The organism is Streptomyces sp. NPDC079167 (assembly GCF_040686735.1).
In the GTDB taxonomy this organism is placed as follows: Bacteria; Actinomycetota; Actinomycetes; order Streptomycetales; family Streptomycetaceae; genus Streptomyces.
The window spans coordinates 284,056-308,924 of the sequence record NZ_JBFBLO010000002.1 but is presented as its reverse complement, the minus strand read 5'-3'; the positions used below and the strand labels follow the sequence as shown (position 1 = coordinate 308,924).

Sequence of the window (24,869 nt, the reverse complement as noted above, 5' to 3'; positions counted from 1 at the left end):
TGCCCTGGTGGCGGTTGCGTTGGTGTCCCTCACCTCGGGCTGCGCGTCGTTGCAGTCCTCGGCGACCGAAGTCGGTGGTGTGCGCATGACCGATGACCGGTCCGTACGCGACGGCGGGACACTCACCGTCGCTCTCAACTCCGACCCGGACAAGCTGGACCCCACCCTCGCGCAGACCCTCGTAGGCCGCACGGTCTTCGCGAGCATGTGCGAGAAGCTCTACGACATCGACGAGGACGGCACCGTCGTGCCGCAGCTGGCCTCGTCGCTCCCCACCACCTCGGCGGACGGCCGTACGGTCACCATCCAGGTGCGCCCCGGGGTGGAATTCAGCGACGGCACCCGGCTGGACGCCGACGCGGTCGTCACCTCGCTGCGGCGCCACCGCGATCTCCCCGGATCCGCGCGCGCCACCGAACTCGCACCGGTCAGCAAGGTGGAGGCCACCGGGCGGCTCACGGTCCGCCTGACGCTCGACCACCCCTACGTCCCGCTCACCGGCGTGCTCGCCGACCGGGCCGGGATGGTGATGTCACCCACCGCACTCGAGAAGTACGGCAAGAACTTCACCAACCACCCCTCCTGCGTCGGACCCTTCCGTTTCGTCGAGCGTGTCGGCGGCGACCGGATCGTGCTGAGGAAGGACCCGAACTACTACGACGCCGACCGGGTGCACCTCGACGGCGTGGTCTACAAGCCGATACCGGACGGCAACGTCAGGCTCGCCAACCTGCGCTCCGGCGATCTCCAGGTCGGGGACCAGATGGCCCCCGTCGACGTACAGAGCGCCCTGACCGAGCCGAAGCTCCAGCTGTTCAACTCGCCCTCGCTCGGTTACCAGGGCATCGGCCTCAACGTCGGCAACGTGAAGGGCCTCGGGCAGAAGCCCGGGAAGATCGACACCCCGATCGCCCGTGACGTCCGGGTCCGCGAGGCCTTCGAGCTGGCCATCGACCGCGACCTGCTCAACAAGGTCGTCTTCCAGGGCATGTACGAACCGGCCTGCGGCCCCATCTCCCCGCAGTCGGCCATCGCCCCGGGCGTCGCCCCGGAGGACTGCCCCCGGCGTGACGTCGACCGGGCGAAGAAGCTGCTGAAGGAGGCCGGGGTGAAGACCCCGGTGAAGATCGAGCTGAAGACGTCCACCACCCCTGAGCAGGGGCGCGTCGGACAGGTGCTCCAGGCCATGGTCAAGGAGGCGGGCTTCGAACTGTCGCTGCGTCCCACCGAGTACGCCACCATGCTCGCGGAGACCGATGCCGGCGACTACGACGTCTTCACCAGCGGCTGGTCCGGCCGGCTCGACCCGGACGGCAACGTCTCCAACTTCCTCAAGACGGCGGGCGCCATGAACGCCTACGGTCTCGGCGACCCCGAGATCGACAAGCTGATCGCCGAGGGCCGCAGTGTCGCGGACCCCGCACGGCGCACCGAGATCTACGACGAGCTCACCCGGCGCGTGCAGGATGCCCACGCCCTGATCTACCTCTACCGGCAGAAGAACTACGTCGTCGCCGGCAAGGACATCGCGGGCATCCACGTCTACGGCGACGGACTGGTCCGGGTCAAGAATGCGGGGTACACCCGATGACGAAGTACCTGCTGACGCGCCTGCGTCAGTCCCTCATCACGCTCTTCCTCGTCAGCGTCGTCGTCTTCGCCGGCATCCGGGCCCTGCCCGGCGACCCGGCGCTCGCGCTCGCCGGTGAGGAACGCAGCCCCGAGGCACTCGCCGCCATCCGCGAGAGCTACGGCCTGAACGACAACGTCGTCATCCAGTACGGACGGTTCATCGGCCACGCCCTGACCGGCGACCTCGGCACCTCCTCGCGCACCGGCCTCCCCGTCGCCGACGCGATCGGGCAGGCCCTGCCCGTCACACTGGAACTGGCCGCGCTCTCCCTGCTGCTGGCGATCGTGGTCGGCATCGGGGCCGGAGTGGTCGCCGCCGTCCGGCGCGGGAAGCCGGAGGAGTGGATCGCCAACGCCATCGCGCTGATCGGCCTCTCCATCCCGACCTTCTGGCTGGGCATCGTGCTCGTCCTCGGATTCGCCATCGCCGTCCCGGTGTTCGCCGCCTCCGGTTACGTACCCTTCGGCACCGACCCCGTCGACAACCTGCGCCGCATGGTGCTCCCCGCGATCGTCCTCGGCTCCGGCCTCGCCGCCGTCGTGATGCGCCAGACCCGGGCCGCGATGCTCGACTCGCTCTCCGCCGACTACGTCAGGACCGCCCGGGCCAAGGGCCTGTCCCGGGGCTCCGTCATCGGCGGTCACGCGCTGCGCAACTCGCTCGTCACCGTCGTGACCGTGCTCGGCCTCCAGCTCGGCCACCTGATCTCCGGCGCCGTCGTCACCGAGCAGATCTTCGTCCTCCCCGGCTTCGGCAAGCTCACCATCGACGCGGTCTTCACCCGCGACTACGCGACTCTCCAGGCCGTGGTGCTCTGCACCTCCGCCGCGTACATCCTCATCAACCTGCTGGTCGACGTGGTCTATTCGGTCATCGACCCGCGCATCCGGCTCGGAGGTGCCCGGTGACCACCGCGACCACAGTGCTCCCCACCCCGCCCGAGGCGGGCCGGCGGAAGTCCGGCGGCGGCAAGCTGCGCGCCCTGCGCCGGAACCGGCTCGCGCTCACCGGAGCGGTCATCGCCGCCGTCTTCGTCCTGGCCGCCCTGTTCGCCCCGCTCATCGCCCCGTACGACCCCTCGCAGCCCGACTTCGGGAACGTCCTGGCCCAGCCCAGCGCCTCGCACTGGCTCGGCACGGACGACCTCGGCCGCGACCAGCTCTCCCGCATCGTCCACGGCGCGCGTGCGTCCATGCAGGTGGGCCTCGTCGCCGTCGTGCTGGCCTTCCTCGTCGGCGTACCGCTGGGACTGCTCGCCGGGTACTACGGCCGGTTCGCGGACACCGCGGTGTCCCGTCTCACCGACACCATGCTGGCGTTCCCCTTCCTGGTGCTCGCCGTCGGACTCGCCGCGATCCTCGGCCCGTCCCTCACCAACGCGACCATCGCCATCGGCATCTCGCAGATTCCCGCCGTCATCCGGATCACCCGGGCGGAGACCCTGCGGCTCAAGCACGTCGACTACGTCGCCGCGGCCGTCGCCAACGGGGGCGGCGACGGCACCGTCCTCTTCCGGCACATCCTCCCCAACGCCACCTCCGCCCTGATCGTCCAGGCGACCGTGGGCATCCCCGCCGCGATCATCGGTGAGGCGCTGCTGAGCTTCCTCGGCCTCGGCGTCCAGCCCCCGGACCCCTCGCTGGGAGTGATGCTCTCGGGCGCCCAGTCCTTCCTGGCGCCCGCCCCCTGGCTGGCCGTCTTCCCCGGCCTCGCGATCGTCGCGGCGACGCTGGCCTTCAACCTGCTCGGCGACGGGCTGCGTGACGTCCTGGACCCCCGAGGAGCGACCCGATGACCGAGACCGTTCTCGACCCCGCGCCGAAAACGGCGGCCGAACCCGCACTGAGCGTGCGCGACCTGTCGGTCTCCTTCCACTCCGACACCCGCACCGTGCACGCCGTCGACGGGGTCTCCTACGACCTGGCACCCGGCGAGGTCCTCGCCGTGGTGGGGGAGTCGGGCTGCGGCAAGTCCGTCACCTCGATGGCGGCCATGGGGCTGCTGCCGCCGACCGCCCGTATCGGCGGCTCGATCAGGCTCGGCGGCCGCGAACTGGTCGGCGCGTCGGAGAAGGAGCTCCAGGCGGTCCGCGGCAAGGACATCGCGATGATCTTCCAGGAGCCGATGACCTCGCTGAACCCGGTCCTCACCATCGGCCGGCAGATCGGCGAGGTGCTCCGCCGGCACCAGGGGATGAGCCGCAAGGAGGCCAAGGCCCGCGCCGTCGAACTCCTCGAACTCGTCGGCATACCCGCGCCGGTACGCCGGATCGACGAGTACCCGCACCAGCTCTCCGGCGGCATGCGCCAGCGCGTCATGATCGCCATCGCCGTGGCCTGCGACCCGGCCGTCCTCATAGCCGACGAACCGACGACCGCCCTGGACGTCACCGTGCAGGCCGGCATCCTCGAAGTCCTCCAGTCGCTGCGCGAGCGCCTCGGCACTGCCATCGTCCTGGTCACCCACGACCTCGGGGTCGTCGCCGACGCCGCCGACCGGGTGCTCGTGATGTACGCCGGACGAGCCGTCGAACAGGCCCCGGTCCACGACCTGTTCGCCTCGGGCCGGCACCCGTACACCCGTGGTCTGCTCGGCGCCGTGCTCCGGCCGGGCGGCGAGGGCAAACGGCGGCTGCCCGAGATTCCCGGCCTGGTCCCGAGCCTGGACAGCCAGCCCGACGCCTGCACCTTCGCGCCGCGCTGCTCCCGCGCCGACGACACCTGCACGGGCAGCCGCCCCGGCTTCCGTGCCATCGACCCCGAGGCCGGAGCGGACGCGCCGCACCGGGCCGCCTGCTGGCACCCGTACGCGAAGACCGATGCCGAGGCCGTGCCCGCGACCGGCACCGAACCCAAGGAGGCCGGAAAGTGACCACCGCGCAGACCGTTCCCGCCCCGCGCGAGGGCGAAACGGACGCACCGCACCCCCCGGTGCTGGAGATCAGCGGCATGGAACGCCACTTCGGCGCCTCGGGCGGCGGCACCGTCCGGGCCGTCGACGGTGTCTCGATCACCATCGGCCGCGGCGAGGTCGTCGGCCTTGTCGGCGAGTCGGGCAGCGGCAAGTCGACTGTCGGAAGGTGCGCCGTACGCCTCGACGAACCCACCGCCGGCACCGTCCACATCAACGGCACCGACATCAGCCACCTCTCCCGCCGCGCCCTGCGCCCCCTGCGCAAGGACTTCCACCTGGTCTTCCAGGACCCCTCGTCCTCCCTGGACCCCCGGATGACCGTCGGCCAGATCATCGCCGAGCCCGTCCGACTGCACCGCCGCGCCCGTGGAGCGGCCGTACGGGAACGGGTCGAGCAGCTGCTCGGCCAGGTCGGGCTGCGCCCCGAGCACGCCGACCGGCACCCCCACGAACTGTCCGGCGGCCAGCGCCAGCGCATCTCCATCGCGCGCGCCCTGTCCTGCGACCCCGACCTGGTCGTCGCCGACGAGCCGACGTCCGCCCTCGACGTCTCGGTGCAGGCGTCGGTGCTCAATCTTCTCGCCGACCTCCAGCGGGACCGCGGCTTCGGCTGTCTGTTCATCACCCACGACCTGGCCGCCGTCGAGTTCCTCGCCGACCGGATCGCCGTGATGTACCTCGGGCAGATCGTGGAACAGGCGCCCACCACCGAGCTGTTCGCCGCACCGAAGCACCCCTATACCCAGGCACTGCTCTCCGCGGCGCCGGTGCCCGACCCGGTCGAGCAGCGGTCCCGCGAACGCATCGTGCTGCACGGCGAGCTGCCCAGCCCCCTCGATCCTCCGCCGGGCTGCCGTTTCCACACCCGCTGTCCTCTCGCCGTCGACCGGTGCCGCACCGAGGTGCCCGCCCTGCGCGAGATCCCCGGCGGCCGGCAGGTCTCCTGCCATCTGGTGACCGACGACGGCACCGCTCCGGACGCGGCTGCCTGACCTCCCCTGCCGGGGCACCGCCTCCCGTACGTACGATCCGCGAAGCACCACCGAACTCCGCACGCCGCAGCAAGGAGCCCCACCCGTGTTCACCACCCGCCCCACCCTCCAGGGCACCTTCGGCATGGTGTCCTCCACCCACTGGCTCGCCTCGCAGTCCGCGATGGCCGTCCTGGAGGACGGCGGCAACGCCTACGACGCCGCCGTCGCCGCCGGATTCGTCCTGCACGTCGTAGAGCCGCACCTCAACGGACCGGCCGGCGAAGTCCCGATGATCATCGCGCCGGAGGACGGCGAGGTGCGGGTGCTCTGCGGACAGGGCCCCGCCCCGGCCGGCGCGTCGGCCGCGCACTACCGTTCGCTCGGCCTCGACCTGGTCCCCGGCACCGGCCCGCTCGCCGCCGCCGTACCGGGTGCCTTCGACGCCTGGATGCTGCTGCTGCGCGACCACGGTACGAAGACCCTCGCCGAGGTCCTGCGCTACGCGATCGGATACGCCGACGACGGCCACGCCCCCGTGGAGCGCGTCGGCCAGACGGTGGAGACCGTCCGCGAGCTCTTCGAGACCGAGTGGCCGACCTCGGCCGAGGTCTACCTCCCCGGCGGGAAGGCGCCCGAGCCCGGCAAGCTGTTCCGCAACCCCGCCCTCGCCGCCACCTGGCGCCGCCTGACAGCGGAGGCCGAGGAGAAGGGCGGCGCGGACCGCGTCGCGCAGATCGACGCCGCCCGTGACATCTGGCGCACCGGCTTCATCGCCGAGGCGCTGGTCCGCCAGGCCGCCGTACCCACCATGGACACCAGCGGGACCCGCCACACCGGCACCCTGACCGCCGCCGACCTGGCGGACTGGTCCGCGACGTACGAGGCGCCCGTCACGTACGACTGGAACGGCTGGACGCTGGCCAAGGCGGCGGGCTGGAGCCAGGGCCCCGCCTTCCTCCAGCAACTCGCCCTCCTCCCGGCAGAGCTCCCCGCCTACGGCTCGGCCGACTACGTCCATCTGCTGATCGAGGGCTGCAAGCTCGCGATGGCCGACCGCGAGGCCTGGTACGGCGACGCCACCGGCGTACCGCTCGACGCGCTGCTCTCGAAGGCGTACAACGACGAGCGCCGGGCGCTGGTCGAGGACACCGCCTCCCTGGAGCTGCGCCCCGGCAGCCCCGAGGGCCGCACCCCGGTCCTCAGCGGGCACGCCCTCGCCGTCGCCTCCGGCGAGTCCGGCTTCGACGCCATGGGCATCCCGGCGGCAGGGGCGGGCGAGCCGACGGTCGCCAAGGAGGGCGCGGGGGAGCCGACGGCCACCGCGGACCGCGTGGGCGAGCCTACGGTGACCAAGGACGGCGCGACCCGCGGCGACACCTGCCACCTCGACATCGTCGACCGCTGGGGGAACATGGTCGCCGCCACACCCAGCGGTGGCTGGCTCCAGTCCAACCCGGTCGTGCCCGAGCTCGGCTTTCCGCTCGGCACCCGGCTGCAGATGGCCTGGCTCGACGAGGGCCTGCCGAACACGCTGACCCCCGGCCGCCGCCCCCGCACCACCCTGACCCCGTCCCTCGCCCTGCGCGACGGAGTCCCCGTCATGGCGTTCGGCACCCCCGGCGGTGACCAGCAGGACCAGTGGCAGCTGCACTTCTTCCTCGCCGTGGCGCTGCGGGACCGGGTCCGTGGCGGCCTCGACCTCCAGGGCGCCATCGACGCTCCCAACTGGCACAACGACAGCTTCCCCGGCTCCTTCTTCCCGCGCGGCATGCGACCGGGCAGCGTCACCGTCGAGGAGGGCATGGACCCGGAGGTCGTCGGCGAGCTGCGCCGGCGCGGTCACGACGTCACGGTGGGCGACGCGTGGTCCGAGGGCCGGATGTGCGCGGTCGCCAGGGACCCCGAGACCGGCATCCTGTCCGCCGCCGCCAACCCCCGCGGGATGCAGGGCTACGCGGTCGGCCGCTGACCACCTGCCCGGGGTGCCCCCGGCGGACCGTGCTTAGCTGGAGTCATGATCGATGACTTTCTGTACGGGAACGCCGGGCACGCCGGGCCGACGGCCGAGGTGGAGGCGGCGGTCCGCGCAGCGGCCGCCGCCGAGATCATGCCGCGCTACCGGCAGCTGGCCGCACACGAGATCGTCGAGAAGAGCGGTCCCCACGACCTGGTCACCGCCGCCGACCGGCTCGCCGAGGAGCACCTCGCCGCGTCCCTGACCCGGCTGCTGCCCGGCTCGCTCGTCGTCGGCGAGGAGGCCGTCCACGCCGACCCCGCGGTCCTGGACGCCCTCGGCGGCGACGCACCCGTGTGGATCGTCGACCCGGTCGACGGCACCCGCCAGTTCGTCCACGGCGAACCCGGCTTCTGCACCTTGGTGGCGCTCGCCCGGCACGGTGAGGTGTACGCCTCATGGACGTACGCCCCCGTCCTCGACGAGATGGCCGTCGCCGTACGCGGCCACGGCGCCACGCTCAACGGCACCGCTCTGCGGAGTGGTTCACCGGCCCCGGGCGCGGTGCTCAAGGTGGCCATGTCCCACCCCGACTACACCTCCGACGCCCAGAAGCGCGCTCTGCTCGGCCTGCGGACCGACGGCATCGACGCCCGCGCGTGCGGATCGGCCGGGCTGGAGTACCTCGCGGTCGCCTGTGGCGCGCAGGACGCGGTGGCGTTCAACTGGGAGTTCCCGTGGGACCACGCGGCAGGGCTGCTCCTGGTCACCGAGGCCGGCGGCGTGCAGTCGACGCTCTCCGGCGCCCCTTACCGGATCACCGGCGGGAACGACCTGCCGTTCACCGCGGCCAGGGACCGGGGGACCGCGGAGAAGGTCCTCCAGGCGCTCCGGTCCGGCGGACAGGTCTGAAGGCTGTGGCCGGTACGGGAGTCCCGCACCGGCCACAGCCGCAGTACTCGTCGTCGCGCTAGTTGCCGGCAGCCGCACGCCGCCGGACGGCGTAGAAGATGCCGCCGCCCGCGATCAGCGCCGTGGCCGCCGCGGCCACCATGGGCCCGGTGGAGTCCGAGCCGGTCGCCGCCAGGTTGCCGGCCGACATCGTCTTCGGGGCGGAGCCCCCGGCGGTGGAGCCACCGGCCGTGGAACCGCCGGAGGTGTCCGTACCGCCGGAGGTGTCCGTGCCGCCGGAGGACGAGGAGCCGGCGGACGAGGAGCCGGCGGACGAAGAGCCTTCGGCCGAGGAACCGCCCGTCGTGGCCCCGCCCGTTGCCGCACCGCCGGCCGTGGTGGCGGCGGCATCGATCACGATCTCCGCGGTGTCGTTGGCCGCGTTCGTGTCGAAGGGCCTGTCCGCCCCGGTGAGGGAGACCTTCCCGGCCGCGCCCTCGACGGCCTTGTCGATCCGGAGGACGAACGGGTAGGTCTCGCCACCCTCCTCGTCCACCCACGACTGCGAGGTGCCGCAGGTGTAGTGGGTCTCGGTGACCGGGCTGCAGTAGTCGTGCGCCTTCACGACCGAGGTCCCCGAGGGGATCCGGACGTCGACGGTCGCGGCGCCCTGGCCCGGCTCGCGGTAGACCCAGGCCGGGCCCTTGTTGAGGAACTTCACCGACGCGGTGACCTCGTCGCCGACCTTGCCCTCGAGCCGGGCGCCGGTCAGCGCGAAGTCGGCGGTGTTGACCGCGGTGACCTCGGCGGTCGCGGAGTCCTCGCTGTGGCTCGCCCGGTCTGCGTCGGTCGCCGGCGCCTTCTCGACCAGCTTCAGCGGAGCGCCCGTGCCCGGCACGGGGTCCGTCCCGCCGCCGTCGCCCGCCCCGGGTTCCGTGGCCTCGACGGTCATGCGGACGTTGTCGTACAGCGCGTTGTCCAGCGCCTTCAGCCCGACAGGCTGCTCAGGCACGTAGACGACGCCCGGCTTCAGCGGCTGCTCGATCGCGCACACCGCGAGGGTCTTCTCAGGCTCCTCGTCGACCGACGACTGTGTCGAGTAGAGGCAGTTGCCGTAGGAGTCGGCCGTGCCGAGACCCGACGTGACGGAGTAGGTCACCCAGGTCTTCGCGACCTCCTCGGTGCCCTTGTTCAGGACCGAGAACGGCACGTCGACGCCGCTGCCGGGCTGCGCACCCGTGATCGGCGCCAGTGGCCCGATCCCGAGGTCCGGCTCCGCGGCGACGGCGACGGCGACGGAGGGCAGGGAGGCGAGTCCGGTCAGCGCGGCGGCGGCGAGTACACCGACCACGGCGCGCGAAGGACGGCGGCCGGTGGGGGGATAGGTCATGGAGGTTCCCTCGTCATGGGCGTGCGATGGGAAAATGCCGTCTCCGGCACAATCACTTACCGCAACCGAAGACGCTCACGACCCTCGAACGGTTGCATGGGCGCGCCACCGATAGTTCACCCGCCCGCGACCGCCTGGACACCACCACCGGCCGGGGAGTTGCCGTCCAGGACAGCGCGAACATCCCGTACGACGCCGGCCGCGGTCTCCACCGCCGGCGCGTCCAGACCGCGCAGAGCGGCCGACACCCGGTCCGTGAAGTCCGCGGGGGTGTCCGGCAGCGCGGCGGCGGAGGCGAGCGCCCCCTTCTCGTTGAGGCACCAGCTGCGGTGGTGGGCGTGCAGAGCCTGGGCGAGGATCCCGAAGGCCTTCGACAGGCAGAGGGCGACATGCAGGGTGTCCCCGGACGGGGCCGACTTGCGGGCGGAGGCCACGGAGAACTCCGCCTCCCACGCCGCACCGGTCAACGCACGGCGCAGCGGCTCGGGGTAGGAGCGAGTCGCCTCCTGAAGGCAAGTCAGCCCGCCGCCCGGGTCGGTCAGCACCCGGCCGAGGGCGACCTCACCCACGTAACACGGGGACCAGAAGCCCAGTGGATGGCCCGGCTGGATCCCCACCTCGAAGCGGCCCGCCCCGCACTCCGACCACACCGACTCCACCCGGTCCAGGTCGCGCAGGATCCAGTCGACGGCGACACCGTCCACCGTCAGCCACGCCCCGCCGTTCACCCAGGGGCCCCACCCGCCGGGGCCCGCCACCTCGGCCGGCGCCCCCTGGACCTCGGACGCCAGCGCGGTGAGGGCGCCCAGATCCGGGGCGCCCCGGTAGTAGACGCCCAGATCCCAGTCGGAGTCGGGACGATGGGTGCCACGGGCGCGGCTTCCGCCCAGGGCGACGGCCTCGACACCGGACACCTGGACGAGTCGGGACGCCATCGCGGCGACGGCCGGAAAGGACAGGTCAGCGTTGCTCATCGGACGGGAGGCTACCCGGAACCCGGCTGTCGGCGTACATGAATATCCTGGGTTCTCCGGCCGTCGGCTGACGAAGGAGTCCGAAGGTGCCATCGATGCTGGATGCCGTCGTCGTGGGGGCGGGTCCGAACGGACTGACAGCCGCTGTCGAGCTGGCCCGCCGAGGCTTCGCCGTGGAGGTGTTCGAGGCCGGGGAGACCGTCGGGGGCGGTGCCCGTACCGAGGAGCTGACCCTTCCCGGTTTCCGTCACGACCCCTGTTCCGCCGTGCACCCGCTGGGCATCGGCTCCCCCGCCTTCACGTCGATGCCGCTCGCCCGGCACGGCCTCGAATGGCTGCAGGCGCCGCTCTCGCTCGCCCACCCGTTCCCGGACGGTTCCGCCGCCGTGCTCACCGGGTCCGTCGGGGAGACGGCCATGTCGCTGGGGCCGGAGGACGCGGGCGCCTACCGCAGGCTGGTCGCGCCCTTCACCGGCCACTGGGACGCTCTCGCCGCGGACTTCCTGCGCACCCCGTGGGACGGCCTGCCCCGGGACCCGTACCGCTGGGCACGCTTCGGGCTGGACGCCGTCCAGCCGGCCACGCTGCTCTCCCGGCGCTTCAAGGGGGAGAAGGCGCGCGGTCTGATCGCGGGCCTCGCGGGGCATGCCATCGCGCCGCTCAGCGGCTTCGCGACCGGCGCGATCGCACTGCTCTTCGCGCTCGCGGCGCACGAGAACGGCTGGCCGGTGCCGCGCGGCGGCTCGCAAGCCATCTCGGACGCCCTCGCCGCCTATCTGCGCGAACAGGGCGGCACCATCCGTACGGGCATCGAGGTCAGACGCCTCGACGAACTCCCGCCCGCCCGCGCCTATGTCTTCGACACCTCACCGATCGCGCTCGCCCGGATCGCCGGACTCGGCGGCGCCTACGACCACTACCGCTACGGGCCCTCCTGCTTCAAGATCGACTACGCGCTGTCGGGTCCGGTGCCGTGGACGGCGGAGGAGGCCCGGCGCGCCGGCACGGTCCATGTCGGCCCCTCCGCCGCCGAGATCGACGCCGCCCTGCGCGCCGCCGTCGCCGGCCGCGACCCGGACGTCCCCTTCCTGATCACCGCACAGCCCAGCATCGTCGACCCGTCCCGCGCCCCCGAAGGCCGCCACGTCTTCTGGGTGTACGGGCATGTCCCGTCCGGCTGGGAGGGTGATGCCACCGAGGTCATCGAGCGTCAACTGGAGCGGTTCGCCCCGGGGTTCCGTGATCTGGTCCTGGCCCGCGCCGTCGCCGGACCGCCCCGCCTCGCCGCGCGCAACGCCAACTACGTCGGCGGCGACATCGCCACCGGAGCGTTCGCCGGGCTGCAGACGGTGATCCGCCCCAAGCTCGCCCGCGTGCCGTACGCCACCGCGCACCCCGCGGTCTTCCTCTGCTCTTCGGCCACCCCGCCCGGCCCCGGTGTGCACGGCATGTCGGGTCACCACGCGGCGAAGGTGGTGTGGCGTCGGCTGCGGGCGGCGTGAGTCAGGGTGCCCCCGCCGCCGCCGGGTGATCACGCCGTGACGCCACCACCGTCGGCGCATGGTGACGGGCGGGTACAGCCGGGTACGGGAAGCCCGGCGGCTCGAAGCCGCCCGGGATTACCTCGGCGGTAATCGACCCCCTGCGACGAGTGCGACAGGCTGCTGAGCACAAGGAAGGGCGGCACACCGACCGGAGAGCCGCCGTCCGGCGCACCCGCAGAGACGAGAGGACACCGCTGTGACCATCCACGAGGACGCCGTCGCGCGCTACTTCACCGCCTGGAACGCTGCCGACCCCGAGGACCTGGCCGAGGCGGTCGCCGCCGCGTTCACCGAGGACGGCACCTACACCGACCCGTTGGGTGAGGCGAAGGGGCGTGAGGGGATCGCTGCGGCGATCACGGGCGCCCACCAGCAGTTCCCCGGCTTCGAGTTCCAGCTCACCGGCACCCCCGATGCCCACCACAACCTGGTGCGCTTCACATGGGACCTGGTCTCCACCGCCGACGGGTCGGCTCCCGCCGCCGGCTTCGACGTGATCACGCTCGCCGACGACGGCCGCATCAGCAGCGTCGCGGGCTTCCTGGACCGACTGCCGGGTGCCTGACCTCTCCCTCAGCCGGCCGCCTGGAGGGCAGCGGCGGTCTCCGTGTCCGCGGGCAGGAACGTCTCGACCGCCAACTCGGCGACGGTCACGTCCATCGGTGTGTTGAAGGTCGTCGCAGTCGAGATGAAGGACAGCACCCGGCCGCCCGACTCGATCCGGAGGGGCAGGGCGTACGGGTGGGCCGCCGGACCCCGTTCGTCCGGCCCGGCAGGCGCGTCGCCCGCCGGGGCCGGATAGGCGGCCACCTCCTCGTACAGGTCGCGCAGCGCTTCGGAGGAACGCAGCGCGGCCTGCCGCTCCATCCGCTCCAGGAGATGGCCACGCCATTCGCCCAGGTTGAGGATCCGTGGGGCGAGACCCTGCGGGTGCAGCGTCAGCCGCATGGCGTTCATGGGCGGCCGCAAGAGGTGACCGGCCACTCCGTCGAGGAGCAGCCGTACGCCCGTGTTCGCGGCCACCACGTCGTACATCCCGTCCATCACCAGGGCGGGAAAGGGCTCGTAGGCGGTCAGCAGCTGGTCGAGCCCGGCGCGCAGCGTCGTCATCGCAGGCTCGGTGAGCGCTGTCTCCGGGTACGAGGGGGCGTAACCCGCCGCCACGAGCAGCGCGTTGCGGTCCCGTACGGGAACGTCGAGGTGCTCGGCGAGACGCAACACCATGGGCCGGCTCGGCGTGGACCGGCCGGTCTCGATGAAGCTGATATGGCGTGCGGAGCTGTCGGCTCTGAGGGCCAGTTCGAGTTGGCTGATGCCTCGCAGCTTGCGCCAGCCCCGCAGCAGGCTTCCGGCGTTCACGTCATCGACCGTCCTGGTCATGGCAGTCGTCATGGCAAGGACGGTACTAAACGTGGTGGCGGAAGGCTGTGGGGGCGGATATTTCTCCCGGCGTGGTGCCTTCGGCCCGGGCCAGGACGGGACCGGCCTACTGGTGGTGGTGCCAGACCAGCGTGTAGCGCCAGAACAGCCGTCGGTGAAGCCGTGCACCGGGGAGCGCCCGGTGAGCGTCGCGGACGATGTCCGCAAAGGTCATGGTCGCCGGCCGGGCCGGGGCGGTCATCGAGGCCGGCCGCGGCACCTTGCGGCCCTTGTTCTTGATCCAGGCCATGAGGACGTTCGCCGGAACGGCCACGGCGTCGATCAGGTAATCGCTCCGGGACTGCGGGCGGTACACGCCGACGACGACCAGCGTTCCGCCGGGCGCCAGCTCCTGACGGAAGCAGGTGAGGGCGTCGCCGAACGGCATGTGGTGGATGGCGGCGACACATGTGATGACGTCGTAGGGACCCGGCGGCACCTCCTTCGAGGCGTCTTTGACAGTGAAGGTCACCTGGGCGGGGTCGGTGAGCTCGCGCGCGCGGTCGACGATCGTGGGATCGACGTCGATACCGTGCACCGCTCCGGCCCGTGAGGCCAGGAGCCGCGAGAGGTCACCGCTGCCCGATCCGACGTCCAGCGCTCTGTCGAACCGTCCGGGGAGCCGGCGCAGGATCCACCGGTGGTAATGGGCGTTGTGGTCCCAGGGACGAGCCGCGTGGAACTGCTCAAGTGCTCGAAGGATACGGGGCAGCAGAGTCGTCATGGGGTGAGTCCATCAGCCCTTCGGCCGCCTGCGGGACCACCACCGGGAGCCGGCCGCGGCGCCCGGCCCGGAACGACCGGCAGCCGCTCGGCCGGGTAGCCCGGCACGGCTGTCGGAGGCGGCTTGTACCCTGCACTCATTCGACGATCGGGCGATCACGGGTACGGGCACGCGGGCACGGGGTGGGCGTCCAGGGGTGGGAGCGCGGGTTCTCGATGAGTGACGCACACGCGATACGAAGCCGCGGACCGGGCCTGTCGGTCGGTGCGCGCGTCCTTGTAGTGGTCGTCCTCGCCGCGATCGGGGCCGTCGGCGCCTGGCTCCAGCGCGACGCTCCCGGCCGGAGCGCGGAACCGCGTACGGAGTTCACCGCGAACAACCCGCCCACCGGTCTGCCCGACGCGCTCACCACCGGCCAGCAGCTCCACTGGTCCCGCTGCACCTCGCCGCCCACCGCGCGCACCGGCTACGACTGTGCCGTCATGAAGGCCCCCCTCGACTACCGGAAACCGGAAAGCAGCACGATCGACGTCGCCCTGATCCGTCGCAAGGCCACGGGACCGAACGCCCGGCGCATCGGCTCGCTCGTCCTCAACTTCGGCGGCCCCGGCGTGTCCGGCGTGAGCGGACTGCCCGCCCGCCTCAACCAGTACGAGCCGCTCCTCGACCGCTACGACCTGGTCTCCTTCGACCCGCGCGGAGTTGGCGCGACCATCCCCGTGCGCTGCGGGAAGACCGCGGACGACACCGCTTTCGACGGAACCGAGGCATGCGCGGAGCACTCCGGGGCGCTCCTCCCGTACGTCGGCACCTCGCACACCGCGCGCGACCTCGACCTGATGCGCTACCTCCTCGGCGACGAGCGGCTGCACTACTTCGGCGTCTCGTACGGAACGGCGCTCGGTGCGGTCTACGCCCACCTGTACCCGTCACACGTCGGACGGCTCGTCCTCGAAGCGTCCGTCGATCCGACCGAGGACCTCAGCGAGGAGCAGGTGTCGCAGGTCAAGGCGGTCCAGGCGGCGTTCGACCGGTTCGCCGAGCACTGCGCGGCCCGTATCCGCCACTGCCCGACCGGGGACGGGCCCGAGGAGGCCGCGCGACGCATGGCGCGTCTGGCCGACCGCCTGGAGAGGAAGCCCGCCCCGGCCGGCGGCGGAAGGAACCTCGACGCCGACGACCTCGCGCACACCGTCAGCGACCATCTCGACCTCGGCACGGACGGCTGGCCGCCGCTCGCCAAGGCCCTCACCGCGCTGATCGACCACAATGACGGCCGGCCGCTGAGCAAGGGCGCGGACGACCTCGGCTCCGCCGGCCGCGCGGCGCCCCCGAGCGACAGCAGCCGCGCCGCCCAGATCGCTGTCACCTGCGCGGACTCCAACCTGCGCCCCGGCTTCGAACGCCTCGACAGGGACGAGGCCCGCGTCAGGGCCGCCTCACCCGTCTTCGGCGCGGCCTGGTCCACCGGTGTCTACCTCTGTTACGACTGGCCGTTCGACGGTGAGCGGGCCACGCCCCAGGTGAACGCCGACGGCGCGGCCCCCGTCCTGGTGGTCGGCGGCACCGGCGACCCGACCACCCCGTACCCCGGCGCCCGCCACATGGCCCGCGCCCTGGGTGATGGTGTCGGCGTGCTCCTGACGGCCGAGGAGGAGGGACACGGTACGTACCCGCAGAACCGCTGCGTCATGGAGACGGTCGACCGATACCTCCGCACGGGCCGCACCCCGGCCCCAGGAACGGTGTGCCGCGGCAGCATGACCTGAGGCCCGGACGTGCCCCACCTGTCCTCGCGCACCGTCCGTTCGGCCGCGGCGGTCTCCGCCGGCCCGTCCGGATCGGACGGACCGGCGGAGGAGTCGGTAACCGCGGCTACGGCGTCACCTTCTTGCCGCCGAAGGTCACGACAAGGGAGCCGTCCGAGGCGAACGACCAGTCCATCGCACCGGAGTAAGCCGAGCAGGACGAGCCGTTCGAGCCGGTCCAGAACTGGTTGGAGCTGTCCGCGTCGCCCACCGTCTTGTCGTTGGAGCCGTCGTCACCGCGGCAGGAGACGTTGTCGCGGAACACCGAAGTGCCCTTGTCGAACGAGAAGTTGCGCTCGGCGTTGTCGATACTGACGTTGCCCGACACCGTCATGGAGCCTGGGTTGCTGTTGTAGGTGAATCCGTGGTGGCCGTTGTTGTAGGCGATGTTGCGCCGGACGATGTGGTCCACCTCGATGCCGTCACCGCCGAGCTTGTAGCCGTTGCGGTCGCCGTCGGAGTTGACGGTCCCGTCGGACAGCGTCCCGTTGTCGTAGGAGAGGGAGTCCTCGATGGTCACCGGGCCGATGGGGCCCGTCTCGGACTTGGTGTAGAGGTCCCAGCCGTCGTCGATGTTGTTGTGGGACACGGTGTGGCGGAAGACGTTCCCGGGGCCCGAGGTGAGCTTCGACGCGAAGCCGTCGGCGTCCTCACCGTCGGAGTCCGCGTTGTCGTGCGACTCCGAGCTCAGGATGAGGTTGTCGGCGGGCCACTCGTCGTCGGGGGTGTCGGAGGCGATCCGGGAGATCTGCAGTCCCGAGTCGTGATTGAAGCGCGTCACCACATGCTCGATGACGTTGTCGCTGCCGCCCACGAAGATCCCGTTGTCTCCGGCGTGCTCGACGATGATGCCGTCGATGTGCCAGTACGCGCCGTTCACGGCGAGCCCGCGGTTGGCCGGGTCCTCGCTCATGGCCGCGAAGTTGAGGACAGGGGTCTCGTCCGGGTAGGCGGCGAGCGTCGTGCGGGCACCGGACGTGCCGTCGTTGCCCGGCGGGATGGTGACCGTCTCCGAGTACTCGTACGTCCCGCCGCGCAGGTAGATCGTCCCGCCGGGGCTGACGCGGCTGATCGCCGACGAGAGCGTCGTCGGGTCCGACTCCGTGCCCGCCGCGTCGTCGTTGCCCTCGGGCGCCACGTACAGGGCGTCGGCTGCCGGCGCGGCGGAGGCACCGGCCGTTCCGGTCGCGGCGGCCGTGCGGGGGGCGGGAGCGGCCTGCGCCATGGTGCCGGACAGCGCGAGGGCCGATCCGGCCAGCAGGCTGATACACGCGATGACGGGCTTCTTCTTCTGCATCGATCGTCTCCAGGTCGGGTTGGTTCGGCAGCCCATCTGTTCGTTCCGCTGAACAGGGCGGGCTGCCGGGGCCACACTGGGTGGGGGGCAAGCGCTTTCCTGGACCGTAAGTGCGTGTCGTGGTCACGTCAATAGATGTGTACGTGATCAGAATTCATGAATCTGAACAAGAACCGGATAGGCGAGCCGTCGGCGGCCGTGCAGCCGTGTCGGATCGCCGCGCGACATCGATGTCGGATTTCCGCCAGCCGGCCGGCCCTCCCGTGCCCGATGCTTGGACCATGCACACCGACACCGAGCGCTGCGTGAGGGCCGTACAGTCGAAGGACGCCCGCTTCGACGGCTGGTTCTTCACAGCGGTCCTGACCACCCGGATCTACTGCCGGCCCAGCTGTCCGGTCGTGGCACCGAAGGCCCGGAACATGACCTTCTACCCCAGCGCCGCCGCGTGCCAGCAGGCCGGGTTCCGCGCCTGCAAGCGGTGCCGGCCCGACACCAGCCCCGGCTCCCCGGAGTGGAACGCCCGCGCCGACTCCGTCGCCCGGGCCATGCGGCTCATCCAGGACGGCGTCGTCGACCGGGAGGGCGTCCAGGGACTGGCCGCCCGGCTCGGTTACTCCGCCCGGCAGGTCGAGCGCCAGCTCCTCGCCGAGGTCGGCGCGGGCCCGCTCGCGCTGGCCAGGTCCCAGCGCGCCCAGACCGCCCGGGTCCTCATCGAGACGACCGGGCTCCCCATGGCCGAGGTCGCGTTCGCGGCGGGGTTCTCATCGATCCGTACGTTCAACGACACCGTGCGGGAGGTCTTCGCGCTCGCCCCGGGCGAGCTGCGCTCCCGGGCGGAACGCGGGGCCCGTAAGCCCGTCGTTCCGGGGTCGATAGCGCTCCGGCTCCCGTACCGCGCCCCGCTCAACCCCAGCAACCTCTTCGGGCATCTCGCCGCCACCGCAGTCCCCGGCGTCGAGGAATGGCGCGACGGCGCCTACCGCCGCACGCTCACCCTGCCGCACGGGCACGGCATCGTGGCGCTGTCCCCGCGGCCCGGCCACATCGACTGCCGGCTCTCCCTCACCGACCCCCGCGACCTCACCCAGGCCATCAGCCGCTGCCGCAGACTCCTCGACCTGGACGCCGACCCGGTCGCCGTGGACGACCGGCTCCGCTCGGATCCGCTGCTCGCCCCGCTGGTCGACGCGGCCCCGGGGCGCCGGGTGCCGCGCACCGTCGACGCGGCGGAGTTCGCCGTACGCGCGGTGCTCGGCCAGCAGGTCTCCACCGCCGCCGCCCGCACCCACGCCGCCCGTCTGGTCCGCGCCCACGGGACCCCGGTGGAGGATCCCGAAGGCGGCCTGACCCACCTCTTCCCGACGGCCGAGGCGCTGTCCGGGCTCGACCCCGAGACGCTCGCCCTGCCGCGCAGCCGCCGCGCCACACTCACCACCCTCGTGGCCTCCCTCGCCGACGGGTCCCTGAAGCTGGGCGAGGGGACCGACTGGGAGAGGGCCCGCGCGGAACTGGGCGCACTGCCGGGTTTCGGCCCCTGGACGGTCGAGGTCATCGCCATGCGGGCCCTCGGGGACCCGGACGCCTTCCTCCCCACCGACCTCGGGATCCGCAGGGCCGCAGGACAGCTCGGACTCCCGGCCACCCCCGCCGCCCTCACCGCGTCCGCCACGCGGTGGCGCCCCTGGCGGGCGTACGCGGTGCAGTATCTGTGGACCGTCGACGACCACCCCGTCAACCACCTGCCCAGCTGAGGACGACCATGACCACCACACCCACGGCGACCAGGCAGCACACGGTCGTCGACAGCCCGTACGGGGCGCTCACCCTGGTCGCGACCGACGGCGTGCTGTCCGGTCTCTACATGACCGGACAGCGGCACCGGCCGCCGGAGGAGACCTTCGGCGCACCCGACGCCCGGCCCTTCGGTGAGACGGTCCGCCAGCTGCACGCCTACTTCGCGGGCGAGCTGAAGGAGTTCGACCTCCCGCTGCACCTGCACGGCACCGACTTCCAGCGCGGAGTGTGGTCCGAGCTCGTACGCATCCCGTACGGCGAGACCCGCTCCTACGGAGAACTGGCCGACCGGCTCGGCAAGCCCGGAGCATCCCGCGCGGTGGGCCTCGCCAACGGCAGGAACCCGGTCGGGATCATCGTGCCCTGCCACCGCGTCATCGGAGCCTCCGGGAGCCTGACGGGGTACGGCGGCGGGCTGGACCGCAAGCAGCGGCTGCTCGCCTTCGAGCGGGGGAGCGCGTGCGAGGTGCCTGCCCTGTTCTGAGCGGGGCGGCCGGGGGCCCGGCCACTCCGCTCAGCCCGTCACGGTGCGCGCTCAGCCCGTGAAGATTTCGACGACCGACCAGATCGCCAGACCGAGCATGCACACCCCGCCGATGCGCTGCACCGTCTTCAGCGGCACCCGCTTGGCGATGAACCGCCCGGCCAGCAGCGCCAGCGCCGACACCGACATCAGGGCGACGGCCGCCCCGACGGCCGTGGACCAGGCGCCGTTGCTCGCGGCCAGGTTCGCGGTGGTGATCTGGGTCAGATCGCCCCACTCGCTGATGAAGACCGCCATGAAGGCGGTCGAGTAGACCGGCCAGAATCCGGTGACGGTCTTGATCTCCCCGTCCTCGTCGTCGTCCCCGCCACCGCTGCGCAGCAGCATGAAGGCGCCGAAGGCGAAGAGGGCGGCCGAGACCACCTTGACGATCCAGTCGGGCAGCAGGCCGATCAGCCCGCCCGCCCCGACCGCGATGGCGACGTGCACGATGAACGCGGACGACGTACCGAACCAGACGTAGAGCGGGCGCATACGCGTGCCCATGGCCAGCGAGGCGAACATCGTCTTGTCGGGGAGCTCCGCGAGGAAGATCAGCCCGAAGGCGGTGAGGATCGCCAGGGGGTCGAGATGCATTCCGGGTGGCCTTCTGTGAGAGCCGGGCTCCGGGACTTCCGCGAAGCGCCGCAGGGGCTTTTCGGAGGACCACTCGGCCCGGCATGACGGCAACGCCCGCAGGGCGCGGACGTGTCATACCTGACCGAAGGTCTCGCCCGTCCGTGGGAATCCACGAACCCGGCCACCGGGAACCCGGAGGCTCCAGTGTGTCGACGACCGGTTTGCAGGGCTACTCCCCTTCGCAGCCGTCAACACTACCTCACCGGACCTGCGGGGGAGCGGCTCGGTAGAGTCCTACGGTCATCAGCCGTACAGCCCCCGGGAGCGCACCCGCATGAGCCGCCGACCGCACAAGGCCGCCGCACCCGGCCCGTCCCGGCCCACGGTGAGCGTCTGCCGGGGCTGCTGCTGCGGCACCGGGAAGATCCCGGGAGTGGACCACGCCGGGCAGCTCGCGCAACTGCGGCAGTCCGCGGGCGGGGCCGCGACCGTGCGAGCGGTGGAGTGCCTGGACGCCTGCGAGCACGGCAACGTCATCGTCGTACAGCCTTCGGCCGAGGGCCGCCGAGCGGGCGGCCGCCCCGTCTGGCTGGGGCTGGTCAACGATCCGCACGCCGTCGCCGACATCGCCGCCTGGGCGGCGGAGGGCGGGCCCGGCCTCGCGGACGCCCCGGAGATCCTGGAGCTGTACGCCTTCAGCCCTTCCCGCCGGATCCGGGCCGGCCTGGACGACTGAGCGCCTGCCGGGCGCCCGCCGTCCGTGGTCAGAGGGCGTCGCTCCCCGAGGAGAGACGCTCCAGCAGCGCCGGCAGGGCCGTCCCGATCGGTTCGCGTACGGTCTCGTCGGCCAAGTCGTCGTACGGGGTCGGCTCGGCGTTCACCACGACGAGCCGGGCCCCGTGCTCCACCGCGATCCCCGCCAGCGACGCCGCGGGCTGTACCTGGAGCGTCGTACCCACGGCGATGAACACCTGGCTGGCCTTGGTGATCGCCATGGCGTCGGCCAGCACCTGCGGATCCAGGCGCTCGCCGAACATCACCGTCGCCGGCTTCAGGATCCCGCCGCAGACCGTGCACGGCGGGTCCGCCTCGCCGGCCTCGACCCGGGCCAGCGCGTCCGCCATGGCCGACCGGGCGTGGCACCGGGTGCAGACCACCTCGTGCGCCGTGCCGTGGAGTTCGACGACCTTGCGGGCGGACAGCCCCGCCCGCTGGTGCAGTCCGTCGATGTTCTGGGTGATCACCCGGACCGGGGTGCCCGACCGTTCGAGCGCGGCCACCGCACGATGGGCGTCGTTCGGCTCGGCGCCCCGGGCCGCGCTCGTGCGGCGCATCTGCCAGGAGCGGCGCCGGATGTCCGGATCGGACATGTAGAAGTCGTACGTGACGAGCTTCTCCGCCTCCGGGTCCTTCCGCCAGAGGCCCTGCGGCCCGCGGTAGTCGGGGATGCCGGAGTCCGTGGAGACGCCGGCGCCGCTGAGGATCGCGACGAGAGTCATGGCCCGAGCCTACGGACGGCTCCCGGCACCTGCGACGGTATTTCCGCGGGGCACGGCTCGGGGCTCCACACCCGCTCCGTCGTGCTCCGCTCGTCACCGTCCGCCACGTACGGCCCACCCTGCCGGGGAAGGCGGACCGGTCCTGTCCTGAACGGGTGCCAGGGTGGTCCCATGGACGCAGAGGCCCTCGACCGGTCGCCGGTGCCGCACATCCACCGCGAGCTGATCCACCACCTGTCCGAGCTCTGCCGGCCGTGCGACCTCTGCCTCCCCACGCATCACGCCACGAACGGAGCAAGCCGATGAGCCGCCACTTCCAGGTCACCTTCGACGCCCACGACCCGCGAGCGCTGTCGTCCTTCTGGCGCGACGCACTGCGCTACGTCCACCCCGGCCCGCCCGGTGTCGACCTGCCGGAGGGCGCCGACCCGCTGGCAGCGTGGGACGACTTCCTCGCGGGGATCGGCGTGCCGGAGGAGCAGCGCAATTCGAGATCGGCGATCGAGGACCCCGAGGGACACGGCCCGCGCGTGTTCTTCCAGCAGGTCCCGGAGGGCAAGACCGCCAAGAACCGTGTCCACCTCGACGTCCGAGCGGCCCCCGGACTCCAGGGAGAGGAGCGGATGGCGGCGCTGGAGGCCGAGTGCGAACGGCTCGTCGCACTGGGAGCGACACGGGTACGCCGCGACGAGCCCGCTCCTCCGATGAGCGCCGGCTTCATCGTGATGGCCGACCCGGAGGGCAACGAGTTCTGCCTGGACTGACGGCGCCGCAGGGCCGGTCACACGGTTTCGGACAGCCATGGGCAGATCAGGGGTGCTCCGGATAAGGTCGGGGCGGCGCGACTGCCTGTTCGAAAGCAAAGGGATACAAGGTGACGGACGGAGCAGTGATGGAGACCCCCCACGTGCTCGTGGCGGCGGACAAGTTCAAGGGCTCGCTGACGGCCGTGGAGGTCGCGGAGCGGGTGACGGCCGGGCTGCGGCGCGCCGTACCGGGCGTGCGGGTCGAGACCCTGCCCGTCGCGGACGGCGGCGACGGCACGGTCGCGGCGGCGGTGGCCGCCGGGTTCGAGCGCCGCGAGGCGCGGGTGACCGGCCCGCTCGGGAACCAGGTCACGGGGGCGTACGCGGTGCGCGGCGCCACCGCCGTGGTGGAGATGGCCGAGGCCTCGGGCCTCCAGCACCTCCCCGCTGGCGAGTTCGCCCCGCTCACGGCGACCACGTACGGCTCCGGGGAGCTGCTGGCGGCCGCGCTCGACGCGGGCGCCCGGACGATCGTGTTCGGCGTCGGCGGCAGCGCCACGACGGACGGCGGGGCCGGCATGCTCGCCGCGCTCGGGGCCCGCTTCCTGGACGGCGACGGCAAGCCCGTCGGCCCCGGTGGGGGCGCGCTCGCCGAACTGGCCGAGGCCGACCTGTCGGGGCTCGACCCCCGGCTCGCGGACATCGACCTGATCCTGGCCAGCGACGTGGACAACCCGCTGACCGGCCCGAAGGGCGCCCCCGAGGTCTACGGCCGGCAGAAGGGCGCCGGCGAGGACGACATCGCGGTCCTCGACGCGGCACTCGTCCACTACGCGTCGGTGCTGGGCCCCGAGACCGCCGAGCTGCCCGGAGCGGGTGCCGCCGGAGGCATCGGCTACGGCGCGCTGGTCGCGCTGGGCGCGCGCTTCAGGCCCGGCATCGAGGTCATGCTCGACGTTCTCGGCTTCGCCCCCGCGCTGGCCCGTGCCACGCTCGTCGTCACCGGCGAGGGTTCGCTCGACGAGCAGACCCTGCACGGCAAGGCCCCGGCGGGCGTCGCCGCCGCGGCGCGCGCCGCGGGGGTGGAGGCCGTCGCCGTCTGCGGGCGCCTCGCGCTGCCGCCGGAGGCCCTGGGCAAGGCGGGCATACGCCGGGCCTACGCACTGACGGACCTGGAACCGGACCCCGCCGTCTGCATGGCACAGGCCGGACCCCTGCTGGAACGCGCGGCCGAGGCGATCGCCCGCGACTTCCTGTCCTGACGCACCGTCATGAGGGGGGTGCCGGGCGGTCGGCACCCCTTTCACGGCTGCGGTGCCGGGCGGTCGGCACCCCTTTCACGGCTGCGGTGCCGGGCGGTCGGCACCCCTTTCACGGCTGCGGTGCCGGGCAGTCGGCACCCCTTTCACGGCTGCGGTGCCGTCAGCGTGAACGCCTCCAGCGCCAGCGTCATCTCGGTCAGTTCACGCGGCCGTGACAACGACCGCGAGGTCAGCCGCTCCAGCCGCCGCAAGCGGTTGAGCACGGTGTTGCGGTGGCAGTACAGCCGCCCGGCCGCCCTCCCCGCCGACCCCCCGCTCTCCAGCCACGCCTCGAGCGTCCGCACCAGCAGCGCCCGGTCCGCCGGATCCAGCGCCAGCAGCGGGCCGAAGACGTCGGCGACCAGCCGGGCGGCCAGCTCCGGCTGGCTCACCACCAGCGCCGCGGGAAGCCGCTCCTCCAGCCGGACGATCCCCGCCGTGCCCGGCGGACACGTCAGCAGCGCCACCTCCGCCAGCCGGCACGCGGCCCCCAGCCCCGTCAGGCCGTCGGCCACCGGACCGATACCGCCGGGGCCCGGACACCGCGCCAGCAGGGCGGTGAGCGACTCCGTGTCCCGGTCCCCCAGAGCGACGACCACCGTCTCGCGGTCTCCTCGTCCCCGCAGGAAGCACCGCACCCCCTCCGCCTCCAGCGCCGCGCACACCGGCCCGCCCTCGCCCGCCCGCACCACCGCCACCGCGTAACGCCCCCGCTCCGGCAGACCGAGACCGCTCGCCGCGCGCGCCGCGAGGCCCGGCTCCGACCGGCCCTCCAGCAGGGCATCGAGCAGTGCCCGGCCCTGCTCGTCACCGCGCAGCCGCATGTCTTCGCTCCGTTCCGCAGCCAGGGCCTCTCGTCCGGAACAGGCCGGATCCAGTGGATGGAACCGACCCGCTCATGGC

Annotated in this window: 24 protein-coding genes; 16 read left to right on the top strand and 8 right to left on the bottom strand. The window is 72.4% G+C overall.

What is annotated here, in order from left to right; translation table 11 throughout:
* The first annotated feature begins 85 nt into the window (after positions 1-85).
* From AB0P41_RS05590 to AB0P41_RS05560, 7 genes are all read left to right on the top strand, one after another.
* Positions 86-1,591: an ABC transporter substrate-binding protein gene (locus AB0P41_RS05590; RefSeq protein WP_356715760.1), complete on the top strand. Its 1,506-nt coding sequence runs from the start codon at positions 86-88 to the stop codon at positions 1,589-1,591.
* Positions 1,588-2,541, top strand: a complete 954-nt coding sequence (locus AB0P41_RS05585; protein ID WP_356715758.1) for an ABC transporter permease — start codon at positions 1,588-1,590, stop codon at positions 2,539-2,541. The genes AB0P41_RS05590 and AB0P41_RS05585 overlap by 4 nt, the downstream gene beginning before the upstream one ends.
* Before the next feature lie 65 nt (positions 2,542-2,606).
* Positions 2,607-3,428 (top strand): ABC transporter permease, encoded by an 822-nt coding sequence (locus tag AB0P41_RS05580; protein ID WP_356715838.1) that lies wholly within the window; start codon positions 2,607-2,609, stop codon positions 3,426-3,428.
* Positions 3,425-4,504 (top strand): ABC transporter ATP-binding protein, encoded by a 1,080-nt coding sequence (locus AB0P41_RS05575; RefSeq protein WP_365930275.1) that lies wholly within the window; start codon positions 3,425-3,427, stop codon positions 4,502-4,504. Before AB0P41_RS05580 ends, AB0P41_RS05575 begins: the two co-directional genes overlap by 4 nt.
* Before the next feature lie 77 nt (positions 4,505-4,581).
* Positions 4,582-5,538 carry an oligopeptide/dipeptide ABC transporter ATP-binding protein gene (locus AB0P41_RS05570; RefSeq protein ID WP_356715836.1) on the top strand — a complete coding sequence of 319 codons (957 nt, stop codon included), beginning with the start codon at positions 4,582-4,584 and terminating at the stop codon, positions 5,536-5,538.
* Positions 5,539-5,623: 85 nt separating this feature from the next.
* Positions 5,624-7,489 (top strand): gamma-glutamyltransferase, encoded by a 1,866-nt coding sequence (locus tag AB0P41_RS05565; protein ID WP_356715754.1) that lies wholly within the window; start codon positions 5,624-5,626, stop codon positions 7,487-7,489.
* 45 nt (positions 7,490-7,534) lie between these two features.
* Positions 7,535-8,386 carry an inositol monophosphatase gene (locus AB0P41_RS05560; RefSeq protein WP_356715752.1) on the top strand — a complete coding sequence of 284 codons (852 nt, stop codon included), beginning with the start codon at positions 7,535-7,537 and terminating at the stop codon, positions 8,384-8,386.
* 58 nt (positions 8,387-8,444) lie between these two features.
* Here the strand turns inward: AB0P41_RS05560 and AB0P41_RS05555 are convergent, their stop codons facing one another.
* Both AB0P41_RS05555 and AB0P41_RS05550 read right to left on the bottom strand, forming a co-directional pair.
* Positions 8,445-9,755 (bottom strand): LAETG motif-containing sortase-dependent surface protein, encoded by a 1,311-nt coding sequence (locus AB0P41_RS05555; RefSeq protein ID WP_365930273.1) that lies wholly within the window; start codon positions 9,753-9,755, stop codon positions 8,445-8,447.
* A 116-nt stretch (positions 9,756-9,871) separates the two neighbouring features.
* A complete protein-coding gene (locus AB0P41_RS05550; RefSeq protein ID WP_365930272.1) occupies positions 9,872-10,729 on the bottom strand; it encodes a nucleotidyltransferase domain-containing protein in 858 nt (285 codons plus the stop codon).
* A gap of 86 nt (positions 10,730-10,815) precedes the next feature.
* Between AB0P41_RS05550 and AB0P41_RS05545 the strand changes: the two genes are divergently transcribed.
* Positions 10,816-12,231, top strand: coding sequence for an NAD(P)/FAD-dependent oxidoreductase (locus AB0P41_RS05545; protein ID WP_365930270.1), 1,416 nt, complete (start codon positions 10,816-10,818; stop codon positions 12,229-12,231).
* A 238-nt stretch (positions 12,232-12,469) separates the two neighbouring features.
* Positions 12,470-12,838, top strand: coding sequence for a nuclear transport factor 2 family protein (locus AB0P41_RS05540; protein WP_356715745.1), 369 nt, complete (start codon positions 12,470-12,472; stop codon positions 12,836-12,838).
* An 8-nt stretch (positions 12,839-12,846) separates the two neighbouring features.
* On the opposite strand, the gene AB0P41_RS05535 is transcribed toward AB0P41_RS05540, so the two are convergent.
* Both AB0P41_RS05535 and AB0P41_RS05530 read right to left on the bottom strand, forming a co-directional pair.
* Positions 12,847-13,653: a helix-turn-helix transcriptional regulator gene (locus tag AB0P41_RS05535; protein ID WP_365930740.1), complete on the bottom strand. Its 807-nt coding sequence runs from the start codon at positions 13,651-13,653 to the stop codon at positions 12,847-12,849.
* A gap of 106 nt (positions 13,654-13,759) precedes the next feature.
* Positions 13,760-14,416 (bottom strand): class I SAM-dependent methyltransferase, encoded by a 657-nt coding sequence (locus tag AB0P41_RS05530; RefSeq protein WP_365930268.1) that lies wholly within the window; start codon positions 14,414-14,416, stop codon positions 13,760-13,762.
* A 215-nt stretch (positions 14,417-14,631) separates the two neighbouring features.
* Here AB0P41_RS05530 and AB0P41_RS05525 point away from each other — a divergent pair, with 215 nt between their 5' ends.
* The gene (locus tag AB0P41_RS05525) at positions 14,632-16,185 is read left to right on the top strand and encodes an alpha/beta hydrolase (RefSeq protein WP_356715741.1); all 1,554 of its coding nucleotides are present in this window, start codon (positions 14,632-14,634) and stop codon (positions 16,183-16,185) included.
* A gap of 106 nt (positions 16,186-16,291) precedes the next feature.
* On the opposite strand, the gene AB0P41_RS05520 is transcribed toward AB0P41_RS05525, so the two are convergent.
* On the bottom strand, positions 16,292-17,521 hold the full coding sequence (locus AB0P41_RS05520) for a right-handed parallel beta-helix repeat-containing protein (RefSeq protein ID WP_365930266.1): 1,230 nt from the start codon (positions 17,519-17,521) through the stop codon (positions 16,292-16,294).
* Between the two features lie 281 nt (positions 17,522-17,802).
* Between AB0P41_RS05520 and AB0P41_RS05515 the strand changes: the two genes are divergently transcribed.
* Both AB0P41_RS05515 and AB0P41_RS05510 read left to right on the top strand, forming a co-directional pair.
* Positions 17,803-19,275 (top strand): AlkA N-terminal domain-containing protein, encoded by a 1,473-nt coding sequence (locus AB0P41_RS05515; protein WP_365930264.1) that lies wholly within the window; start codon positions 17,803-17,805, stop codon positions 19,273-19,275.
* A gap of 8 nt (positions 19,276-19,283) precedes the next feature.
* The gene (locus AB0P41_RS05510) at positions 19,284-19,802 is read left to right on the top strand and encodes a methylated-DNA--[protein]-cysteine S-methyltransferase (protein ID WP_365930262.1); all 519 of its coding nucleotides are present in this window, start codon (positions 19,284-19,286) and stop codon (positions 19,800-19,802) included.
* A 51-nt stretch (positions 19,803-19,853) separates the two neighbouring features.
* Here the strand turns inward: AB0P41_RS05510 and AB0P41_RS05505 are convergent, their stop codons facing one another.
* Complete coding sequence (locus AB0P41_RS05505) at positions 19,854-20,438, bottom strand: TMEM165/GDT1 family protein (protein WP_356715733.1); 585 nt, start codon at positions 20,436-20,438, stop codon at positions 19,854-19,856.
* Between the two features lie 316 nt (positions 20,439-20,754).
* On the opposite strand from AB0P41_RS05505, the gene AB0P41_RS05500 reads away from it, so the two are divergent.
* A complete protein-coding gene (locus AB0P41_RS05500) occupies positions 20,755-21,156 on the top strand; it encodes a (2Fe-2S) ferredoxin domain-containing protein (protein WP_356715731.1) in 402 nt (133 codons plus the stop codon).
* A 28-nt stretch (positions 21,157-21,184) separates the two neighbouring features.
* Here the strand turns inward: AB0P41_RS05500 and AB0P41_RS05495 are convergent, their stop codons facing one another.
* Positions 21,185-21,919, bottom strand: coding sequence for an NAD-dependent protein deacylase (locus AB0P41_RS05495; RefSeq protein ID WP_356715729.1), 735 nt, complete (start codon positions 21,917-21,919; stop codon positions 21,185-21,187).
* 171 nt (positions 21,920-22,090) lie between these two features.
* On the opposite strand from AB0P41_RS05495, the gene AB0P41_RS05490 reads away from it, so the two are divergent.
* The 3 genes from AB0P41_RS05490 to AB0P41_RS05480 all read left to right on the top strand — a co-directional run bounded on the left by AB0P41_RS05490 (position 22,091) and on the right by AB0P41_RS05480 (position 23,927).
* Positions 22,091-22,225 carry a hypothetical protein gene (locus AB0P41_RS05490; RefSeq protein ID WP_356715728.1) on the top strand — a complete coding sequence of 45 codons (135 nt, stop codon included), beginning with the start codon at positions 22,091-22,093 and terminating at the stop codon, positions 22,223-22,225.
* Positions 22,222-22,683, top strand: coding sequence for a VOC family protein (locus AB0P41_RS05485; RefSeq protein WP_365930259.1), 462 nt, complete (start codon positions 22,222-22,224; stop codon positions 22,681-22,683). Before AB0P41_RS05490 ends, AB0P41_RS05485 begins: the two co-directional genes overlap by 4 nt.
* Before the next feature lie 128 nt (positions 22,684-22,811).
* A complete protein-coding gene (locus tag AB0P41_RS05480; protein WP_365930258.1) occupies positions 22,812-23,927 on the top strand; it encodes a glycerate kinase in 1,116 nt (371 codons plus the stop codon).
* Positions 23,928-24,070: 143 nt separating this feature from the next.
* Here AB0P41_RS05480 and AB0P41_RS05475 read toward each other — a convergent pair whose 3' ends face one another.
* On the bottom strand, positions 24,071-24,790 hold the full coding sequence (locus AB0P41_RS05475) for a helix-turn-helix domain-containing protein (RefSeq protein WP_365930256.1): 720 nt from the start codon (positions 24,788-24,790) through the stop codon (positions 24,071-24,073).
* Between the last annotated feature and the right edge of the window lie 79 nt (positions 24,791-24,869).

Excerpts from the sequence above, each read along its gene's own strand:
- AB0P41_RS05570 (WP_356715836.1), top strand. The coding sequence starts at position 4,582 with ATGGAACGCCACTTCGGCGCCTCGGGCGGCGGCACCGTCCGGGCCGTC.
- AB0P41_RS05530 (WP_365930268.1), bottom strand. The coding sequence starts at position 14,416 with ATGACGACTCTGCTGCCCCGTATCCTTCGAGCACTTGAGCAGTTCCAC.
- AB0P41_RS05550 (WP_365930272.1), bottom strand. The coding sequence starts at position 10,729 with ATGAGCAACGCTGACCTGTCCTTTCCGGCCGTCGCCGCGATGGCGTCC.
- AB0P41_RS05485 (WP_365930259.1), top strand. The coding sequence starts at position 22,222 with ATGAGCCGCCACTTCCAGGTCACCTTCGACGCCCACGACCCGCGAGCG.
- AB0P41_RS05510 (WP_365930262.1), top strand. The coding sequence starts at position 19,284 with ATGACCACCACACCCACGGCGACCAGGCAGCACACGGTCGTCGACAGC.
- AB0P41_RS05480 (WP_365930258.1), top strand. The coding sequence starts at position 22,812 with ATGGAGACCCCCCACGTGCTCGTGGCGGCGGACAAGTTCAAGGGCTCG.
- AB0P41_RS05525 (WP_356715741.1), top strand. The coding sequence starts at position 14,632 with ATGAGTGACGCACACGCGATACGAAGCCGCGGACCGGGCCTGTCGGTC.
- AB0P41_RS05575 (WP_365930275.1), top strand. The coding sequence starts at position 3,425 with ATGACCGAGACCGTTCTCGACCCCGCGCCGAAAACGGCGGCCGAACCC.
- AB0P41_RS05495 (WP_356715729.1), bottom strand. The coding sequence starts at position 21,919 with ATGACTCTCGTCGCGATCCTCAGCGGCGCCGGCGTCTCCACGGACTCC.
- AB0P41_RS05585 (WP_356715758.1), top strand. The coding sequence starts at position 1,588 with ATGACGAAGTACCTGCTGACGCGCCTGCGTCAGTCCCTCATCACGCTC.
- AB0P41_RS05475 (WP_365930256.1), bottom strand. The coding sequence starts at position 24,790 with ATGCGGCTGCGCGGTGACGAGCAGGGCCGGGCACTGCTCGATGCCCTG.
- AB0P41_RS05560 (WP_356715752.1), top strand. The coding sequence starts at position 7,535 with ATGATCGATGACTTTCTGTACGGGAACGCCGGGCACGCCGGGCCGACG.
- AB0P41_RS05535 (WP_365930740.1), bottom strand. The coding sequence starts at position 13,653 with ATGACCAGGACGGTCGATGACGTGAACGCCGGAAGCCTGCTGCGGGGC.
- AB0P41_RS05515 (WP_365930264.1), top strand. The coding sequence starts at position 17,803 with ATGCACACCGACACCGAGCGCTGCGTGAGGGCCGTACAGTCGAAGGAC.
- AB0P41_RS05490 (WP_356715728.1), top strand. The coding sequence starts at position 22,091 with ATGGACGCAGAGGCCCTCGACCGGTCGCCGGTGCCGCACATCCACCGC.
- AB0P41_RS05520 (WP_365930266.1), bottom strand. The coding sequence starts at position 17,521 with ATGCAGAAGAAGAAGCCCGTCATCGCGTGTATCAGCCTGCTGGCCGGA.
- AB0P41_RS05590 (WP_356715760.1), top strand. The coding sequence starts at position 86 with ATGACCGATGACCGGTCCGTACGCGACGGCGGGACACTCACCGTCGCT.
- AB0P41_RS05505 (WP_356715733.1), bottom strand. The coding sequence starts at position 20,438 with ATGCATCTCGACCCCCTGGCGATCCTCACCGCCTTCGGGCTGATCTTC.
- AB0P41_RS05555 (WP_365930273.1), bottom strand. The coding sequence starts at position 9,755 with ATGACCTATCCCCCCACCGGCCGCCGTCCTTCGCGCGCCGTGGTCGGT.
- AB0P41_RS05500 (WP_356715731.1), top strand. The coding sequence starts at position 20,755 with ATGAGCCGCCGACCGCACAAGGCCGCCGCACCCGGCCCGTCCCGGCCC.